Origin of the sequence: Paenarthrobacter sp. NPDC089307 (genome assembly GCF_040685055.1) — a bacterium.
GTDB lineage: Bacteria > Actinomycetota > Actinomycetes > Actinomycetales > Micrococcaceae > Arthrobacter.
This window is the reverse complement of the sequence record NZ_JBFBHE010000004.1, coordinates 234172-252801: the sequence shown is the minus strand read 5'-3', so window position 1 is coordinate 252801 and position 18630 is coordinate 234172. Positions and strand designations below refer to the sequence as shown.

Sequence of the window (18630 nt, the reverse complement as noted above, 5' to 3'; positions counted from 1 at the left end):
CCGTCCATCACGCCAGGACACGCAGGGCCAATGGAAGGACGTCGACGTCCACGGGCAACGACGCCAACCGTTCACCGTCTGCGTAGGCCACCACGCCCTCCGCTTCCAAACGCACATTCCGTACCCGGCGGATGTCCACCTCGGGCTGGCCCGTGTGCTTGCCCGCAAAGACCTTCGGGAAGATGGACAGGAATTTCAGCCGCGATAAGGCTTCACCACGAAAAGGTCAAGCAGCCCGTCATCCGGCAGTGCGTCCGGTGTTATCCGCATGCCACCACCGATTGATTGTCCGTTGGCCACGGAAATCAGCAGCGCAGGCTGGCTCCAACGCACCCCGTCAGCTACCACCGTATAGTCGATCCGGCGGAAGGAGCCAAGCTCTCGCAGCATCGCCAGGTTGTAACGGCTCTTCCCCCGCGGCCATCGCCAGGAGTTGGCACGTTCGTTCACGGCGGCATCGAACCCCGCCGACAACACCCCGGCAAAATACGTGGTCCGTCCACCTGCCCTGACCCTGCCGACGTCGATCCTCCGCCCCCCGGACCCCAGCGCGTCAAGGACCCGCCGGCAGGCTTGTGCGGGGTCATCCAGAGGCAAAGCCAGAAGCCGGGCCACATCGTTGCCCGTGCCGCTGGGAATGATGCCGAGCGGCACCTGGGACCCGGCGAGCGCATTCACGCCCAGATGGACCATGCCATCACCGCCGGCCACCACGAGTGCTGCAACCCGGGTCTCCGAGGCAAGAGTCCGCTTTACCAAGCTTTCAAGGGCTGCATACCCCTCAGCCTCAAGTACGACGACGACCCAGCCGGCGGCGCGGAAATATGCTGCGGCATTGTCCCCAACACCACGGGAACGGCCAAACGAAGCTGCACGGTTGATGGCCAGCACCATCTGCCCCTGCGGGAGTGTGGACTGGGAAGAATCCGGAGGAGTCACAGCCCGAATTATGCCAGCAGGGAACCAGCCGGCCCCGTGTCGTCGTTGACACAAGTGCTGGATAAACTTGCCAGTACCGCCCCTACGGAGCGGCCATCATCCTAGAGAAGGGCCCGTGCTTGGCCGAGGGCAGCAGTTCGCACTATCAGGTACTCCGTGTCGCCGTCACCGCGACGGACAAAGAGATCAAAGTGGCCTACCGCAAGGCTGCCCGGAAAGCCCACCCCGATCATGGCGGAGAAGCGGAAATGTTCCGACGCGTGACACTCGCGTACGAGACACTCATTGACCCCCAGCGCAGGGCCGAGTACGACCGCCGGTACGCCAGCGGAACCGCCAGGCCCGGCCAGCCCCGGCCTGGCGACTACGCAGGCGCGGCAGCACCAGGGCCTACCGCGACAACGAACGTCAAGCGCGGCCAAGCACCACGCAACACAGCAGGTGACCCTCCCGTCTACGTACCAGCCTTTGACGATCCCCATGAAGTACCACTGATTTCGGCAGCCGAAGCGGCCCAACAGGTCCACGGACTCCCCCGCAAACGGGGAATCTTCGGAGCCGAGGCCCGCATCCAACGCGAAATGCGCACAGTGCAGCTGATCAGCCGGCAGGTCCTTCCCGCCATACCGGCCGCCCGGCTGATCAATGGCCTGCGCTCGCCGTCGGACAACAACCACATCGACCACGCCGTCCTGTCGGGGTACAGGCTGGCCCTGGTCGGTTCCATGTTGCTGCCCAAGGGCGCCTATGCCTGGGACGGCCAATCACTCAGGCATGGCGGGCGGTCTGTTGCTCCCCCGCAGCTGGCCCACATTGTCCGCCATATGCAGGACATCTTCCCCGAGTTGAACGTCACCGGTTGGGTGGTCCTCCACGGACCCGACGGCAACCTCCATGAACCCGTCATCGACCACTACGGCAAGAGCCAAAGCGGAAACGGTATCGAGATCGTCAATGGCGCCGGACTTGTCCGGGGGCTGAAGCAGTTCCTCGGTTCCGGACCGGCACCGAACACCGTGGTGGTCCCGGTGCTCGCCCGCCTGCTCCGTGGAATGCACTAGCGTTCCCGGTCCCCGTCGGACGGCCCGCACCGGGCTGACTAAGATGGGACAGTGTTCCGCATCCTCTTCCACACTCCAGAAATCCCGGGCAACACGGGCAACGCCATCCGCCTCGCCGCCATTACGGGCGCCGAGCTTCACTTGGTGGAGCCCCTCGGCTTCGACTTTTCCGATGCCAAGCTCCGCCGGGCCGGCCTTGATTACCATGACCTCGCGGTGGTCACGGTGCACAAGGACATCGAGGCTGCCTGGGAGGCCCTGCAGCCCGAAAGGGTCTTTGCCTACACTTCCGATGGCGAGACGTCCTATACGGACATCGATTACCGCCCGGGCGATGTCCTGATGTTCGGACCGGAGTCCGTGGGCCTGCCCGGGTGGCTCAAGCAGGATCCGCATGTCACTGCGCGCGTCCGCCTCCCCATGCGGCCGTCCCTGCGTTCGCTGAACCTCGCCAATGCCGCTTCGATCGCCGTTTTCGAAGCCTGGCGGCAGAACGGTTTCGCCGGCGCCAAAGTGTAGCCCATCCGCTGAGGCCACCGCACCGAATACCTTATGCAGGGACAACCCTGTCAGGGACATTCATCGAGGGAGCTTCCGTGAGCGCGTTGCAGACCAAAGCCTTGGCACCGCACGGCCGTGCCGCCGCGGCCGCAACGCAACCCCGCAGTGCTGCCGGTTTCAAACGGGACAACATATGCTGGACACTAATGGACACCCCCAACAACCCCGGCCCCCCGGTCTTTGAAGTTGCCGGCACTGCCACTGACCTCAACACGCAGTTGACCGGCTTGCTTGAGCTCGTGGCAGCAGGAGACCAGCAGGCGTTCGCCGAGTTCTATGCACTGACCTCGCGGCGCGTTTTTGGCATGGCCAAGCGCGTTCTCATAGACCCCGACCTCAGCGAGGACGCCACCCAGGAGGTTTACCTCCAGGTGTGGCAAGGCGCAGCGAATTTCGACCGTGCAGCAGGAACACCGCTCGCCTGGCTCATGACGATCGCCCATCGCAGGGCCATCGACCGTGTCCGCGCCGTACAGGCGGCCACGGACCGCGAAGCCCGCTACGGTGCCGCAAGCCAGGACTTGGACCGGGACCTCGTAGCCGAGGAAGCCGATACCAATCTTGAGGCCGAAGCCGTGAGCCGCTGCCTCGGCACCCTGACGGACACCCAACGCGAATCCGTTCGTCTCGCCTACTACGGTGGCTTGACCTACCGCGAGGTCGCTGAACATCTCGGCGCCGCGGTCCCAACCATCAAATCGCGCATCCGGGATGGACTGCTGCGCCTGAAGACCTGCCTGGGGGTGGGCTGACATGACCGAAAATGCCGGTGGAGGCTTTATCCGCAGAATGTTTGCCAATGACATCGCAACAGACCTGGCTGAAGGCCGGGTCCTTGAACTCGCGGAGATCTATGCCCTCGACGCCATCAGCGACGACGAACGCGCCCTGATCGACGACTACGTCAAGGACGCCCCTGAAGGCCCCGAATTCCTTGAACGGGTCCGTGAAGCGCGCGAAACCCTGGCCGTGAGCTTCACCGCCGAGGATGAACCCCCCGCGGGCCTTTTCGGCAACGTCATGGAACGCATCACCCGCGAGGCAGCGGCCGCGCCCGCTGCGGAACCGGCCGCCCCGGCGGTGAGTCCCGCCGTCGACGACCTCGCGATGGCAAGGACAAAACGCGATGAGCGGCAGCGGGCCGGTGGCGCACGCCGCTGGATCATTGGGGTGGCAGCTGCTGCGGTGATTGCCCTTGGCGGGATCGGCGTGGGAGCCTACGTCTCTGCGCAGAACGATCCCGTCAACCAGGTCCTCCAGGCACAGGACGTGCAGAAGCAGTCAGCACCGGTGCCCGGTGGCGGTACGGCCACGATTTCCGCATCCTCGGCCAAGGACTCCTTCGTTGTCCTGATGGACGGTGTGGCACCCGCTCCCGAGGGCAAGGTCTACCAGCTGTGGACGCTGCCCAAGGACGGCTCCGCCCCGGTACCGCAAGGCACCATGGACGCCCAGACACTCTCCAAGCCCGCCGTAGTGAAGGGCCTGTCCACGGCTTCCTCGGTAGCCATTACGGTAGAGCCCACCGGTGGATCGCGCGCTCCCACCAGCGCACCGGTCCTGGTGGTGGCGCTGAGCGCCTGAACCGCAAGGAATTAACGCCCGACGGCGGCCGTCCCACCATGGGGACGGCCGCCGTCGTTGTTTGTCGAGGAATAGCCGCGGCTATAACACGAGCGACAGAAGCATCACGAAGCCAAATCCGACCACGGAAATCAGCGTCTCCATCACCGACCACGTCTTGAAGGTCTGGCCCACCGTCAGTCCGAACAGCTCCTTGACCAACCAGAACCCGGCGTCATTGACGTGGGAGAGGAACAGTGAGCCCGCACCGATTGCCAACGCCAGCAGGGCCGCATGGGTTGGACTCAGGGAACTGGCAAGGGGTGCCACGATGCCTGCCGCAGTCACCGTTGCCACCGTGGCCGAGCCAGTGGCAAGGCGAAGCGCCACGGCCACGATGAAGCCGAGCACCAGGACTGACATGTTGGCGCCTTCGGCCCACTTCTTTACGGCGTCACCTACGCCGGCACCGATCAGGGTCTGCTTGAAACCACCGCCCGCACCCACGATCAAAAGGATTGCGGCGATCGGCCCGAGGCTCTCACCGAGCTTGGCCGTGATCCGGCTGCCCGTAAAGCCAACGGCATAACCGAACGTCACGATTGCCACCAGTACCGCCAGCGTCATGGCGACCAACGGCTGGCCGACGAAGTCGAAGAAGATCCGGATGGCCGGTGCCGTCTCGGGATTCGGCCAGATAATTCCACCCAGGGCCTTCAACAGCATCAGGACCACGGGGAAGATGATGGTCAGCAGCGTGACCACGAACGAGGGCTGGCGCTTGACCTCGCTGAGATCGGCCGTGTGCTGGGTGTCGATGCCGCCGGCGACGGCCGGTGCGTCGACGGGAACCCAACGTGCTGCCAGCCGGGAAAACAGCGGGCCACAAATGATGACCGTGGGGATGGCGACCAGAATGCCCAGTCCGAGGGTCGTCCCGAGTTCGGCCTTCACAGCGCTGATGGCGATCAACGGTCCCGGGTGCGGGGGCACCAGGCCGTGAAGCACCGACAAGCCGGCCAGGGCCGGGATCGCGATCCGCATCAGCTTCATCTTGGATCTCTGCGTCACCAGCACAATCACCGGGAGCAGCAGGACGAGTCCGATTTCGAAGAACATCGGCAGCCCGATGATGACGGCTACGAGGGTGATCATCCAGACCAGCTTGTTGCCGCTGGCCTTCGCCAGCAAGGTGTCAACTACCCGGTTCGCTCCGCCCGAGTCCGCCAGGAGCTTGCCCAGCATGGCGCCGAGGGCAATCAACAACCCGACTTCCTTGAGGACACCTCCCACGCCGTCCTCGAAGTTGGTAATGACCTTGCCCAATTCCACGCCCGAGGCCAGTCCCACAAAGGCCGAGCCGAGGACCAGTGCCAGGAAGGGGTGAAGCTTCAGCTTGGCGATGAGCACCACAATCAGGGCGATGCCCAGCGCTGCAACTACCAGGAGCTGGGTATCGTGACCGGTCCATTCCCCGGCTTGCGTTGCTGCTTGGAGGGCGATCACCGGGTGCCTGCTTCGGCGTCCCCGGTTACCGGGTGCAGCCCGAGGCGTTCAATGACTTCGTCGGCTTCTTCTGCCGGCGACGCGGAGACGCAGAGCGAAATGTAGTTCTCGTCCTCGGTAGGTTCCTCGAGTGCCTCGAACTGGGACTCAAGCAAGGACGGGGGCATGAAGTGGCCGTGCCTGGATGCCAGCCGGTCGGAGATCTTGTCCTTGCTCCCTTGCAGGAACACAAAGACCACGCCTTCGGCGCGAAGTACGTCGCGGTACTTTTTCTTCAGTGCCGAGCAGGTGATGATCGCGGGCACGCCTGCGTCGATGTGCTCCCGGATCCATCCTGAAATGATGCCAAGCCACGGCCAGCGGTCCTCGTCAGTGAGCGCTTGTCCCGAGTGCATTTTGGCTACATTCGCTTCGGGGTGCAGATCGTCGCCTTCAGCCAGATCCCATCCCAGCCTTCCGGCCAGCACGCCTGCCACAGTGGACTTTCCAGAGCCGGAGACTCCCATAATCACCAGCACGGGTTGTTGCGCAGTCTTCGCCATCAAAGTCTGCCTTCCTCGAATAAATATGATTTAACCGAGATCAAGCATATGACACGCGTTACATCAGGGCAATGTCAGAAGCCGGCGATAGTGCTGGATCCGTTCACCGACACCACTTGGAAGGCCTCGGCACTGGCTCCGGAAGGAAGGCCGCAGCGCTCCCCGTTGCCGAGCATCATGCCGCGGACCACCCGCTCCATACCCTCAACATCCGGGTGTTGGCTGGCATGGATCCGAATGGCGTCAAGCTTGGCCTCAACATGGGCCGAGACATCCACGAAATGGTTCTCCCTGGCCTCAGGACTGGAGATGAACCACAGCCATGGCAGCTTGTATGCCTCAAGCCCGGCCTCGGCCAGCTCCGGATAGGCAAACGGATTCTCCACGGCAGGGTACACGGCCCGGGTCACAGCCTCCCCCGCAGCAAGATGGTCCGGGTGGCTCTTCTGGAGACGGTCCCAGTTGCGTTCCGGGTGCATGGTCAACACGATGTCCGGGCGGATTTCGCGGATGAGCTTCACCACCTGCTTGATGACGCCGTGTGACGGTTCCAGGTAACCATCGCGCTCATGGAGGTAATGGATGTCCGTTACACCGACCAGCGCCGCAGCCCGTTGCTGCTCCTCGGCACGGAGCTCGATAATCCGGGCACGGTCCACGGGGTCAAAGCCGCCCGCGTCGCCGTCGGTCATGATGCAGTAGCTGACCTGGACGCCGGCGGCCGTCCACGCCGCGATGGTCCCGGCGGCACCAAAGTCGATGTCATCCGGATGGGCGGTAAAACAAAGCACCCGCTCGACGCGCTCCGTGGAGGCATCGAACGGGCTCTTCGCTGACTTGGCGTCAGTAGGCAAGGAGATCAGCCTTTCCGCTTCTTGATTTCGGCTGTTGCCTGCGGGATGACCTTGAACAGGTCACCGATAATGCCGTAGTCGGCGATCTCGAAGACCGGCGACTCTGCGTCCTTGTTGATCGCGACGATCACCTTGGAGGTCTGCATGCCGGCCTTCTGCTGGATTGCACCGGAGATACCGGCGGAGATGTACAACTGCGGCGAGACCGTCACGCCGGTCTGGCCCACCTGGGCATCGTGGCCGATCCACCCGGCGTCGGTGGCTGCGCGGGAAGCGCCCACCGCCGCGCCGAGGGCATCGGCCAGTTCTTCCAGGGGTCCGAAGTCGCCGTCGACGCCCCGGCCGCCGGCAACCACAATCCTGGCTTCGCCGAGATCCGGCCGGCCGCTGACAGGCTTCTCCGTCCGGGCTGCGATCCGCGCCGAAGTTGCGGCAGCGTCGCCCGGAACCTCAACCGTTTCCGTGGCGGGAACAACCTCGGCGCCGGCAGGTGACGGCTCGACGTTGTTTGCCTTGACTGACAAAACCGTCACGGCCGTGGTGGCCTTGGCCGAAGTGTTGTAGGAACCGGCCAGGACCGATTTGTGCGCGGTGCCGTCAGGCTCCACTCCCACGACGTCGGTGATGACTCCCGCGTTCAGCTTTATGCCAAGCCTGCCCGCGATTTCCTTGCCCTCCGGGGAGTTGTCGACCAGAACCGCAGTGGCTCCGGATGCTCCCGCAGCGGCAGCCAGGTAGGAAGCCTTCGGGCCCACCAGATAGTTGTCGAGGTCGTCCGTGGACGGACGGTAAACCGTGGTGACGCCATAGGCACCCAAGGTAGCGGCGACGTCGTCCGTCAGCTCACCGGTGAGCGCGACGGCGGTCTCCCCCAAGGAGCGGGCGATGGTGAGGAGCTCCAGGCTGCTCTTCTTGAGAGCAGCCCCCGGGTTGTCAATGAAAACAAGTGCATTTGCCATGTGTTGGAATCCCCTTTAGAGCAGCTTCTGGGCGGCAAGGAAGTCGACAAGCTTGATGCCGGCGTCGCCTTCGTCAGTGATGATGGTGCCGGCAGTGCGCGGCGGCCGCGCCTCGGCTGACTCAACCACGGTCCAGGACCCCGCAAGGCCCACCTGCGAGGCGTCCACACCAATATCCGCCAAGGTGAGGGAGGTGATCTTCTTCTTCTTGGCAGCCAGGATGCCCTTGAAGTTGGGATAGCGGGGTTCGTTGATCTGGTCAGTAACCGAGACCACTGCCGGGAGGGAAGCCTCCACGGTCTCGGAGTAGGGACCCGCGTCCCGACGAGCCGTAACACGGCTTCCTGCAACCTCGAGGCTGGAGGCAAAAGTCACCTGCGGGAGCGACAAACGCTCCGCGAGCTGCGCCGGGATAAGCGATGTCTCGCCATCTGTGGACGCCATGCCCGTCAGGACCAGGTCCACGGGGCGTCCGTCTGCAGAGAGGTGCCGGATCGCCGCAGCGAGTGCCAGGGATGTGGCGGCAGCGTCCGAGCCTGCCAGAGCGTCATCGCTGAGGTGGACGCCCGAATACGCGCCGATCTGCAGCGACTTCTTCACCGCATTGACGGCACCGGACGGACCCATGCTCAAGGCTATGACCTCATTGCCGGCCTTAGGTCCACCGCGTTCTTCGGCCAGCTGCAGCGCTGCCTCCAAGGCATACTCGTCCAGTTCGGACAAGATGCTCTCTTCACGGTCGGTTGTGTTGGCAGGACCGGTGATGTGCCGGTCGAACTGCGCGTCCGGGACGTGCTTGACCAGAACGACAATCTTCAATGTCTCTTCCACTGTCTTCGAAGCAGCCTTCCATGCTTGTGGACGGCCAACCGCAACAGCGTGGCCGTGAATTGCCCAGCGCGTGGGCTCGTCCTAGCTAAGCATATTGCCCGCAAAAAACCACTCCCAGCGTTAAGCCCTGTTTCGCTTCCCGGAATGCCGGGAACGCGCGACGGCGGGCCGCACCGTTAAGGTGCAACCCGCCGTCGCGCGTTTGCTGTCCGCAGCCTACTGCTGTGCGGCGTCGAGGGTTACCTCGACTTCCTGGCTCTGGCCACCGCGCTGGATGGTGACCTTGACCTTGGCACCGGCCGGCTGCTCCCTGACCGCTGCAGTCAACTGGTTGGGATCGCTGACAGCGTAGTCGCCGAACTTGGTGACGACGTCGCCCACCTTGATGCCGGCCTTGGCCGCAGCGGAACCGCTGGTCACGGAGGCGACTTCAGCTCCTACCGAGAATCCCGAATCGCTGCTGGTAGCCGACTTTGCCCGGACCGAGACACCGAACTGTCCGTGGCTGGCCTTGCCTGAGTCGATGATCTCCTGGGCCACCCGCTTGGCGTGGTTGATCGGAATGCTGAATCCGACACCGATGTTGCCGCTTGAAGAATCGGACGTGCCGCTGCCAGCCGAGGCAATCGCTACGTTGACACCGATGATCTCGCCCTTGCTGTTGACCAACGCGCCGCCCGAGTTGCCCGGGTTGATCGCGGCGTCAGTCTGGATCACGTTGATGGCGATGGAACCTTCGTTGGCCGTGGACTGGCCCTGGCTACCATTCGGAGGCGCGAACTGGAACCCCTGGTCACCGCCTTGCGAGTTATCAGGGGCCTCCTTGGGGGCTGCCGACGACGCCACGCTGATGGTGCGGTTGAGCGTGGAGACAATACCGTCAGTTACCGTGCCGGTCAGGCCCAAAGGCGAACCGATTGCGACGGCGGTGTCCCCCACGTTGATCTTCGAAGAGTCACCCAGGGTTGCGGGAACCAAGCCGGAGGCATCGCTGACTTTGATGACTGCCAGATCCGACAACGGGTCTGTTCCCACCACCGTTGCCTTGAGGACCTTGCCGTCGTTGGTACGTACCTCGATCGCGGCGTTGGAAGTCGCTCCATCCAGGGTCACCACGTGGGTGTTCGTCAGGATGTGGCCCTGGTCGTCCAGGATGACGCCGGAACCGGTACCACCTTCGTTGCCACTGGTTGCCTTGATGGTGACAACGCTGGGCGATGCCTTGGCTGCAGCGGCCGTGATGACGTTGACGTCGTCCTTGTTGTTCACGATGACCGTGCTGGACTGCCCGCCCGTGGATGCTGCCGGGGCCGGGTTGTCCCAAAGGGCATTGCTGCCGGCTGCAACGCCGCCACCGATGAGCCCCGCTGCAAGCATGCTCGCCACGAGGGTTCCCACGCCGAACACAGGCTTGCGTTTGGTGGCTACCGTCGAGTGGCCGGGTGCTTGGTGCATTCCCGGCGCCTGCTGGCCCTGGCCTTGCTGGAACTGCTGGCCGGGAGTATTGCCGGCCGGGTTGGCTCCGCCGCCATAGAAAGGCTGGTGCTGGGGGTAGTTGGGGCGCTGGGCCGGGTCCGCTTGCTGCGGATTGCCATAGTACGGTGCCTGGCCTTGACCCTGCGGCTGCGGCTGGGCCTGCGTGTTCGGCTGTGTCTGGGTGTGCGGCTGGGCCTGGGTGTGCGGCTGGGCCTGGGCCTGCGGCTGGTAGGCCGGCAAAGGCGTGGTGGGCTGGGCATCATTTCCTGCGCCTTGGTCTTGCCCTGAAGTCCAGGCAGGCTGCTGCGTCTGGGAGCCATCGCTGTGCCGGGAGGCATCGTTGTGCTGCCCCGATGGTGCGTTCGGCTGGGTTGGCTCCCTGTTTTCCGGTGCGTTGCCCTGCGCTGGGTTCTCCGTCATGGGTCTTCCTTTCGTCCTCGTCTTCATCAACTATGTACCCAATAACTGGAACAAAAGGGGACGTTCGCTGGGAGCTTCCTGAATGGCGCCGTGCCGCGATTTGCAGGCCGCCGGATGGCACTCAACGACACAACAATCCATGTTTCTCCTATATTTCGCTGGTGGCATATTCACCCCTGTGGACGGGTCATGGGGTGCACCATAGAATCAAGAGGAATTGCCACAGCGACCTGCGGCTTTACACCATGCGTGGGGGCGCTGAGCATTCTGTGACGATTGGCACGCCTTGTTCCAGTCGCAGACGTGCTGAAGGGTTGCACATGCGGTCAATATTTAAACGCGTACTCGCTGTCATTGGCGTGGCTGGATTGTTGGCCCTCCCGGCCGGCGCGGCTTGGGCTGCTGATCCAGTAACGATCCCATCCGGCCAAAACATCGTCGACGATGCCAATGTCTTTGGCGCCCGGAAGGGCGAAGTACAGGACGCCATCCAAAAGACGCTCAAGGATCACAAGTACAACCTCTATGTGGTTACGGTGAACTCCTTCGACAACCCGTCAGACCCGGAGCAATGGGCGAAGGCGGTAGCGGCGAATAAGAAGATGGGCAAGGCCGATGTCATTCTGGCCATTTCCACTGCGGGCCAGTACTACTTTGCGCCGAACTCAGCCTCCGCGATCTACTCAAAGCGCTCCAACATCACCCAGAACGCCATCGTCGCAAACCTCGCCGGAGGCAAGAAAGACTATGCCCAGGCTGCAATCGACACAGCAGCCGCGATTGGGGATGCCGCCGGCGGTGGCAGCGGAACTGTTCCCAGCGGAAACGCCGGAGTCGGCGTGCTCGTCGGGGCGGGCGTAGTGGTTGCCGGCGGCGCGGGAACCTATCTCTACCTCCGCAACCGTCGCAAGAAGGGCAGCAAGGCGGTCAGCGCCAGCTACGGCCCGCAGGGCGAACAGCTTGATCCGCTGGCCGGCATGAGCATCCCCGAATTGCGCCAGAAAAGCGGCTCGCTCCTCATTGAGGCAGACGATGCCATTCGGTCCAGCGAGCAGGAATTGGGCTTCGCCCAGGCCCAGTACGGTGATTCCGCAGTAGGCAACTTCACCAAGGCCCTGGACGAGGCCAAGGCGCACATGACGGAGTCCTTCAAGCTGCAACAGCAGCTCGACGACCATATCCCGGACACGGAAGAGCAACAGCGCACCTGGCTCGGTGAAATCATTCGGCGCTCGGAGGCTGCATTGTCGTCGCTCCGTGACCAGAAAGCCGATTTCGACTCCCTGCGCGAGTTGGAAAAGAACGCTCCCCAGGCCTTGGCCGCAGTATCCGCCGGGGCCAAGGACGCAGACGCCAGGATCGCCAACGCTGAGCAATCCCTTGACGGACTCCGGAACAAGTACGCCGAATCCGCTTTGACCCAGGTCTCGGACAACATCCTGCAGGCCAAGGAGCGCCTTGCGTTCGTGCAGAACGCCGCTACCACCGCACAGGAGAAGCTGGCCGCCGGCGAGAACAGCATGGCTGCTGTTGCTGTCCGCGCCGCAGAGGAAAGCCTGCACCAGACCAACATCCTGATCGAGGCAATCTCCAAGACGGCCGGCAGTTTGGATGAGGCCCGCGCCTCGCTCGACAGCGCGGTAGCTGAGACCAGCCAGGACCTTGCCCAGGCCCGGGCGATGATTCAATCAGGTGCCCATCCTGAGCTCGCCGGCCCGGTAGCAGGCGTGGAAGCGGCCCTGGCGCAGGTGAAGACCGAGATCCAGGGTGGAAAGATCGATCCCATCGCCACCCTCAGCCGCGTTGAGTCAGCCCACCAGGCGCTCGACCAGTCGTTGTCGGGCATTCGCGACCAGCAGGAACAGGCCCGCCGCGCGCAGGCTTCCCTGCAGCAAACCATCATGGCAGCACAGGCCCAGATCAGTGCGACCTCGGACTACATCACGGCTCGCCGCGGTGGCGTCGGCACGGAGGCCCGGACAAGGCTCGCCGAAGCCCAGCGCAACCTGGACTACGCACTCTCCATCTCCCGCAACGACCCCGTGACGGCGCTGACCTACGCACAACAGGCTCACTCCCTCGCGGCTCAGGCAGCCCAGCTCGCGCAGGCGGACGTTGACCAGTTTGGCTACGCCGACCAAGGCTATGGGCGCGGTGGAATGTTTGGCGGGGGCGGCGGGGGCGGCGGAGGCGGCGGCCTCGGCGGCGCGATCCTTGGTGGCATCCTCATCAATTCCATCCTGAACGGCGGCGGCGGCGGTTGGGGCGGTGGCCACAACGACGGCGGCGGAGGCGGAGGCTTCTTCGGCGGCGACTCCGGTGGTGGCGGCTTCGGCGGCGACTTCGGTGGAGGCGGCGGCGATTTCGGCGGCGGCGACTCCGGCAGCTTCTAGATCTACAAACTAGGTGGGGTCCTTGCTCCACATAGACGCGGTACAACAACTGATCACTGATTTCAGTGGGCTCCACTGAGCAGGACGAAAGGCAACACCATGGTTAAGCAGTCCATTTTCGGTCGGATCTCGCAGCTGGCAAAGGCCAACATCAACGCCTTGCTCGACCAGGCTGAGGACCCGCAGAAAATGCTGGACCAGATGGTCCGCGACTACACGAACAACATCGCCGAGGCCGAGTCCGCCGTAGCCCAGACCATCGGCAACCTTCGCATGCTGCAGGCTGACTACAACGAGGACATTAAGAACGCCCAGGACTGGGGCAACAAGGCGTTGGCAGCATCACGGAAGGCCGACGAGTACCGCGCCGCCGGTGACACCGTTGACGCCCAGAAGTTCGACAACCTGGCCAAGGTGGCCATCCAGCGCCAGATGACTGCGGAGTCCGAGGCAAAGGCTGCCGAGCCGAGCATCGCCTCCCAGACCGAAGTTGTGGACAAGCTCAAGAACGGGCTTGACCAAATGAAGAACAAGCTCAACCAGCTCACTGCCAAGCGCAATGAACTTGTTGCCCGTTCCAAGACCGCAGCGGCACAGTCCCAGGTGCACGATGCCCTCAAGAGCATCGACATCATGGATCCCACCAGCGAGGTTGGCCGGTTCGAAGAAAAGATCCGACGCGAAGAAGCCAAGGTCCTTGGCCAGCAGGAACTGGCAAGCTCCAGCCTGGACGCCCAGTTCAACCAGCTTGAGGACCTGGGCGAGCAGACCGAGATCGAAGCCCGGCTTGCTGCGCTGAAGTCCGGCGGCGCGAAGCCCGCTATCGGGGCAGGGTCGGCCTCTTCCTCGGAAGCAACCGTTGACGAAGCAGATTTCGACAAGCTCTAGAAACCGCTGGAGGTTTCCTCCAGGTACTGCATACAGATGAGTGGGCAGGATTCCAAGGAATCCTGCCCACTCGGCTTTTAAGCGTTTGCCACCGGGCCCGCAGGCTGGAGCGGTGTTTCCTGCCCCGGACTGGCATCCGTTGCAACTTCGGCACGGATCTCGAAGCCCTTTGGGTGGAAGTAGGTCACTGTGCACTCCAGAACCTCTCCATGAGGTCCCAGCGTCGTCCTCTCCAGTCTGGGCACCATGGCGAACCCGCGGACGTTCAGGGCGTCAGCCAGATGCTCGGGAGGTGCATGCATGGTGACGGTGATTTCTGCACGCTGCAGCGGCTTGGAAGTCCTGTCCTGGATGACCTGGTAGATGGAGTTGCGTTCGGCGTCAGCCAAGCTGATATGGCGTCCGATGTGTGACGGAATGAAGATCTCGGCTATGGCGTACGGCCATCCTGCGCTTGAGTAGGAACGCCGGATGACGAGGACAAGGTTGTCATCGGAGACCAGCTTGGCGGGAACAGTCCTGTCCTTTTCCATCCATTTGTACTCAATGAGGCCCTTGACGGTCTTCATTCCTGCCGCAGTGAATGTCTCCATGAACGGAGCCAGGCGGTTCAGCATCTTCACGGGGCGCTGGGCCATCACGAAAGTGCCCTTTCCCTGCCGGCGGACCAGGAGGCCCTTCACCACAAGGGTTTCAATCGCCTTCCGGACCGTAGTGCGGCTGATGCCGTACTCCTCCATGAGTGCTTCTTCAGTGGGAATGCGTGCACCCGGCTCCAGGCGGCTTACATGGTCCGTCAGGACGTCCGCCACTTGCTGGTAAACGGCTATAGGGCTGTCCCTCTGCAGGGCTTGGCGACCGGGGCTTGAGTTGGTGTCGTCATTGACCATTGGGACGTCCCGTCTTCCTGCCTCATCAAATCCGGATTCGATGCTAGCACCCGCTTGTTGGAAGGGCGTTCCTTAGCGGTCTGTTAAACAAAAGATCCGGATCAGCAATTACTGATCCGGATCTTTTCTCCAGTTGCGGGGACAGGATTTGAACCTGTGACCTCTGGGTTATGAGCCCAGCGAGCTACCGAACTGCTCCACCCCGCGTCGCAAGAACAACTCTACCCCACCCTTGGGGGTGCCCCTGACCATAAGGCGTGGAACGTGCCGCAGATCACGCCAAGACCTAATACTCCCAAGGGAAGGACCCTGGACGTGACTGAAGATTCCCCATGGGCACGGAGCATGAAGGATGGACGCATGAAGGATGGACTCGGCGGCAAAAACAAAAGGTCCGGATCAGTAATTACTGATCCGGACCTTTCTCCAGTTGCGGGGACAGGATTTGAACCTGTGACCTCTGGGTTATGAGCCCAGCGAGCTACCGAACTGCTCCACCCCGCGTCGCAAGAACAACATTACCGCCCGGTGAATGTCAGACCAAATCCTGGCTACGTGACGTCCGTCTCCCCCACGGAAATGGCCGGCACCCGCTCCGATCGGAGCGGGTGCCGGCCCTTCACTCAGTCTGGGACTTATTTGCTGGGCGAGGGCGACGGCGTCGCCGTCGCGCTCGGAGTAGCGCTCGGCGTCGACGTCGTACCAAGCTTGGCTTCAGCGTCCAGTGCCTTCTTCAATGCCTCGGACAACTTGTTCTGTTGATCGCCGTAACCGGCAAAGTCACCCTTGGCCAGGGCTGCTTGCCCGTCCACGATTGCCTTGTTGGCCGCGTCGAGGGCTGCCTTCAGGTCGGCTTTGGCGTCCGTCGGTCCGGCAGGCGGGGTGGTGGTGCCCGGAGGCGTAGCCGGAGTCTGGCCATTATTGGCCGAGTCTCCAGCGGTTGCCCCGGAATTACCACCGAACAGCTGGTCCAGAGCGGCATCGAGCGTGGGAGCGAAACCGATCTTGTCACCGAAAGCTACCAGGACGCGCTGGAGCGTGGGGTACGAGGTTTCGCCTGTGGACTTCAAATAGACAGGCTGGACGTACAGCAGGCCTCCACCAACAGGCAGTGTGAGCAGGTTGCCGTTCAGGACGTCCGATGCACCCTGGCGCAGAAGGTTCAACGCCTGTGACACTGTGGGGTCCGAGTTGAACTTGTTCTGGGCCTGTCCCGGACCAGGTACCTGGGTATCTGTCGGGAGTTGCAGGAGCCGCAGCTTCCCATAGCTGTCCGCCTTGACTCCCTTGACATTGCCGGCGTCCGAATCCGCGGCGAGGAAGCCGTACAGGATGTTCCGTGCGTTGCCGTTCACCGTTTGCGGAATGAAGGAGGACGTCAGCTGGAATGCCGGCTTCTCCTGGTCCGGCATCTGCAGGGACATGTAGAACGGTGGCTGCTTGACTGCCTCGGAGACCGTGGGATCGTTCGGAACGCTCCAAGCATCGTTGTTCTGGTAGAAGCTGTCCGGATCAGTGACGTGGTAGCGGCCCAGCAGTTCGCGCTGGACCTTGAAAAGGTCCTCCGGGTAGCGGACGTGGCTCATCAGGTCGCCGGACATCTCGGAGTAGGGCTTGATGGTAGTCGGGAAGACCTTCTGCCATGCCTTCAGGATGGGGTCGTGGTCGTCCCAGGCGTAAAGGTTCACCGAACCGTCGTAGGCATCCACCGTGGCCTTGACCGAGTTCCTGATGTAGTTCACGGAGCTGTTCGGAAGGGCAACCGTACGCCCCGCGCTCGTTTGCGAATCAGCTGTGGCATTCTGCAACTGCTGTGGCTGCGAATAGGGGAAGTACTGGCTGGTGGTGTAGCCATCAACAATCCACTTCACGCGGCCGTCAACCACGGCCGGGTAGGCATTGCCATCAACGGTCAAGTATGGGGCAAGCTTCTCCACGCGTTCGCGTGGATTGCGGTCGTAGAGGATCTGCGACTCGGCGTTGACGCCATCGGAAAGCAGAAGGTCCGAAGACTGGAACTTGATGGAATAGAGAATCCGGTTGAGCCAGTTGCCCACGTTCGGTCCACCATTGCCGCCGAACGTGTACTGGGTCTCTCCCCCGCCGTCGCGGCTTGCCGGACGATCCTGCTCGCGGTTCGGGGCGCCATCGGGTGCACCGACAATCGAGTACTCAGGCGAGTTCTCGCCAAAGTAGATCCGTGGCTCGTACGTGGTGTCGTTGCCCAGTACGCCGTTGGACGGAATCCCGGATTGCAGGAATTCAGGCTTGCCGTCAGCGGTGAACTTGTTGCCCTTCGCGGCAACTACCCCATAACCATGCGTGTACACGATGTGGCGGTTGACCCACGTCTGCTGGTTGGCGCTGAGGCCATCGGGGTTCAGTTCGCGTACGGCAATCACAGTGTCCTGCACCTTGCCGTCTACCGTGTAGCGGTCAACGTTCAGGGTTTGCGGGAACTGGTAATACGGGCGGAACTGCTCAAGCTGGGCAAACGCGGAAGAGATGAGGTTGGGATCAAGAAGCCGGATGTTGGCTGCAGTCTGGGCATCAGCCGCCAGCGCACCCGCCGTAGCCGTCGTGGTGGCGTTGTACGCCGATACGTCGATCTTGTCCAAGCCGTAAGCAGCCCTGGTCATTGAGATGTTGCGGTCGATGAACTCCCGTTCGAGGGTGTTTTCCGAGGGTCGCACCTGGAACTGCTGGATGACCCACGGGTAGACGCCGCCTGCGAGGATGGCAGTGATAACCAGCATCGCGGTGCCGATGACGGGCAGGCGCCAGCGACCGATCACTGCAGCAATAATAAACAGGATTGCCACCAGTGCAGCGGCGACGGCGAGGATCGCCTTGGTGGGCACTACGGCATTGACATCGGTGTACAAAGCACCGGCCCAGCGGCCCGAGTTGCTCTGGACGGTGGTGTACCTGTCCAGCCAGAAGTTGACGCCCAGCAGGATCAGGAAAAGGGCGCCTGTCACGGCAATGTGGATCTGCGCTGCACGGCTGGTAAAGATGCCACGTTCCATGAGCCGGATGCTGCCGTAAAGGTAGTGGGTGAGGATACCGGCGATGCCGGCCACCACCGTGATGCTGATCAGGAACCCGGTGACGAATCCCAGGAACGGCAGGGACATCAGGTAGAAGCTGATGTCGAGCTTGAACAGGGGGTCTGTCTGGCCGAAAGGCTCCTGGTTGAAGAACAACAGGGCCTTTTGCCATTGACTTGCTGCTGCACTGCCTGCGAAGAGGCCGAACAGGATGGGCAAACCAATCATTACTACCCTGCGCACGGGCTCAAGCTGCGCCTGGTAGCGGTTGAGGTTGTCCCGGGACTCCGCATCCGGGGCATACACGGGCCGGGAACGGTAGGCGATCCTGATGGCAAAGTAGACGGCCGCGAACATCATGGCGAATCCGACCAGGAAGGTGATGATCCGGGCGAGGTTTTCGCGAAGATACACTTCGAAGAAACCGAGCTGCTGATACCAAAGGACATCAGTCCACACATTGGCGAAGAAAATGAACCCGACGACGACCACTGCCACGACGATGAGCGTCGGAGTAAGGGCACCTCGTCTCAGCGGTGATCTTCCGGGCGGGTTGGAGCTGGCGGGACGGGACAAACTCTGTACCTCATTGGTGTCAGTGAACAGTCGGTGTGCGAGTACTTGACATTCTCTGCCGCTGGGATATGGCGGAGGCCGTCATATATGCCACGAGTGGCGGTGGAGCTAAGTTCCACCG

Annotated in this window: 14 protein-coding genes, 2 tRNA genes and 1 pseudogene; 6 read left to right on the top strand and 11 right to left on the bottom strand. The window is 62.6% G+C overall.

All coding sequences use genetic code 11. From position 1 onward, the window contains the following. Positions 1–7: 7 nt before the first annotated feature. A pseudogene (locus tag AB0N72_RS11505) lies at positions 8–894 on the bottom strand (diacylglycerol kinase family protein). A gap of 164 nt (positions 895–1058) precedes the next feature. On the opposite strand from AB0N72_RS11505, the gene AB0N72_RS11500 reads away from it, so the two are divergent. The 4 genes from AB0N72_RS11500 (at position 1059) to AB0N72_RS11485 (ending at position 4145) form a co-directional block, all read left to right on the top strand. Then, the gene (locus AB0N72_RS11500) at positions 1059–2000 is read left to right on the top strand and encodes a J domain-containing protein (protein ID WP_363930533.1); all 942 of its coding nucleotides are present in this window, start codon (positions 1059–1061) and stop codon (positions 1998–2000) included. Between the two features lie 51 nt (positions 2001–2051). Then, complete coding sequence (locus AB0N72_RS11495; protein ID WP_363930532.1) at positions 2052–2519, top strand: tRNA (cytidine(34)-2'-O)-methyltransferase; 468 nt, start codon at positions 2052–2054, stop codon at positions 2517–2519. A 77-nt stretch (positions 2520–2596) separates the two neighbouring features. Continuing rightward, on the top strand, positions 2597–3313 hold the full coding sequence (gene sigK, locus AB0N72_RS11490) for an ECF RNA polymerase sigma factor SigK (protein ID WP_363930531.1): 717 nt from the start codon (positions 2597–2599) through the stop codon (positions 3311–3313). A gap of 1 nt (position 3314) precedes the next feature. Continuing rightward, positions 3315–4145, top strand: a complete 831-nt coding sequence (locus AB0N72_RS11485) for an anti-sigma factor (RefSeq protein WP_363930530.1) — start codon at positions 3315–3317, stop codon at positions 4143–4145. A gap of 81 nt (positions 4146–4226) precedes the next feature. Here the strand turns inward: AB0N72_RS11485 and AB0N72_RS11480 are convergent, their stop codons facing one another. The 6 genes from AB0N72_RS11480 to AB0N72_RS11455 form a co-directional block, all read right to left on the bottom strand. Then, positions 4227–5630 (bottom strand): gluconate:H+ symporter, encoded by a 1404-nt coding sequence (locus AB0N72_RS11480; RefSeq protein ID WP_363930529.1) that lies wholly within the window; start codon positions 5628–5630, stop codon positions 4227–4229. After that, positions 5627–6172 carry a gluconokinase gene (locus AB0N72_RS11475; protein ID WP_363930528.1) on the bottom strand — a complete coding sequence of 182 codons (546 nt, stop codon included), beginning with the start codon at positions 6170–6172 and terminating at the stop codon, positions 5627–5629. Before AB0N72_RS11475 ends, AB0N72_RS11480 begins: the two co-directional genes overlap by 4 nt. Positions 6173–6246: 74 nt before the next feature. Further along, positions 6247–7026, bottom strand: coding sequence for a PIG-L deacetylase family protein (locus AB0N72_RS11470; protein WP_363930527.1), 780 nt, complete (start codon positions 7024–7026; stop codon positions 6247–6249). 5 nt (positions 7027–7031) lie between these two features. Next, positions 7032–7985: an electron transfer flavoprotein subunit alpha/FixB family protein gene (locus AB0N72_RS11465; protein WP_363930526.1), complete on the bottom strand. Its 954-nt coding sequence runs from the start codon at positions 7983–7985 to the stop codon at positions 7032–7034. A 15-nt stretch (positions 7986–8000) separates the two neighbouring features. After that, positions 8001–8804, bottom strand: coding sequence for an electron transfer flavoprotein subunit beta/FixA family protein (locus AB0N72_RS11460; RefSeq protein WP_363930525.1), 804 nt, complete (start codon positions 8802–8804; stop codon positions 8001–8003). Positions 8805–9032: 228 nt separating this feature from the next. Further along, the gene (locus AB0N72_RS11455) at positions 9033–10712 is read right to left on the bottom strand and encodes a trypsin-like peptidase domain-containing protein (protein WP_363930524.1); all 1680 of its coding nucleotides are present in this window, start codon (positions 10710–10712) and stop codon (positions 9033–9035) included. A gap of 320 nt (positions 10713–11032) precedes the next feature. Between AB0N72_RS11455 and AB0N72_RS11450 the strand changes: the two genes are divergently transcribed. After that, entirely contained in the window at positions 11033–13105 is a 2073-nt protein-coding gene (locus AB0N72_RS11450) for a TPM domain-containing protein (protein ID WP_363930523.1), read from the top strand. Between the two features lie 99 nt (positions 13106–13204). Then, positions 13205–13993 (top strand): PspA/IM30 family protein, encoded by a 789-nt coding sequence (locus tag AB0N72_RS11445; RefSeq protein ID WP_363930522.1) that lies wholly within the window; start codon positions 13205–13207, stop codon positions 13991–13993. A 77-nt stretch (positions 13994–14070) separates the two neighbouring features. Here the strand turns inward: AB0N72_RS11445 and AB0N72_RS11440 are convergent, their stop codons facing one another. The 4 genes from AB0N72_RS11440 to AB0N72_RS11425 all read right to left on the bottom strand — a co-directional run bounded on the left by AB0N72_RS11440 (position 14071) and on the right by AB0N72_RS11425 (position 18509). Then, positions 14071–14883 carry a GntR family transcriptional regulator gene (locus AB0N72_RS11440; protein ID WP_363930521.1) on the bottom strand — a complete coding sequence of 271 codons (813 nt, stop codon included), beginning with the start codon at positions 14881–14883 and terminating at the stop codon, positions 14071–14073. Between the two features lie 133 nt (positions 14884–15016). Continuing rightward, positions 15017–15090, bottom strand: a tRNA-Met gene (locus tag AB0N72_RS11435). A 223-nt stretch (positions 15091–15313) separates the two neighbouring features. Beyond that, positions 15314–15387 (bottom strand) — tRNA-Met (locus tag AB0N72_RS11430). Between the two features lie 131 nt (positions 15388–15518). After that, entirely contained in the window at positions 15519–18509 is a 2991-nt protein-coding gene (locus AB0N72_RS11425) for a UPF0182 family protein (protein ID WP_363930520.1), read from the bottom strand. Between the last annotated feature and the right edge of the window lie 121 nt (positions 18510–18630).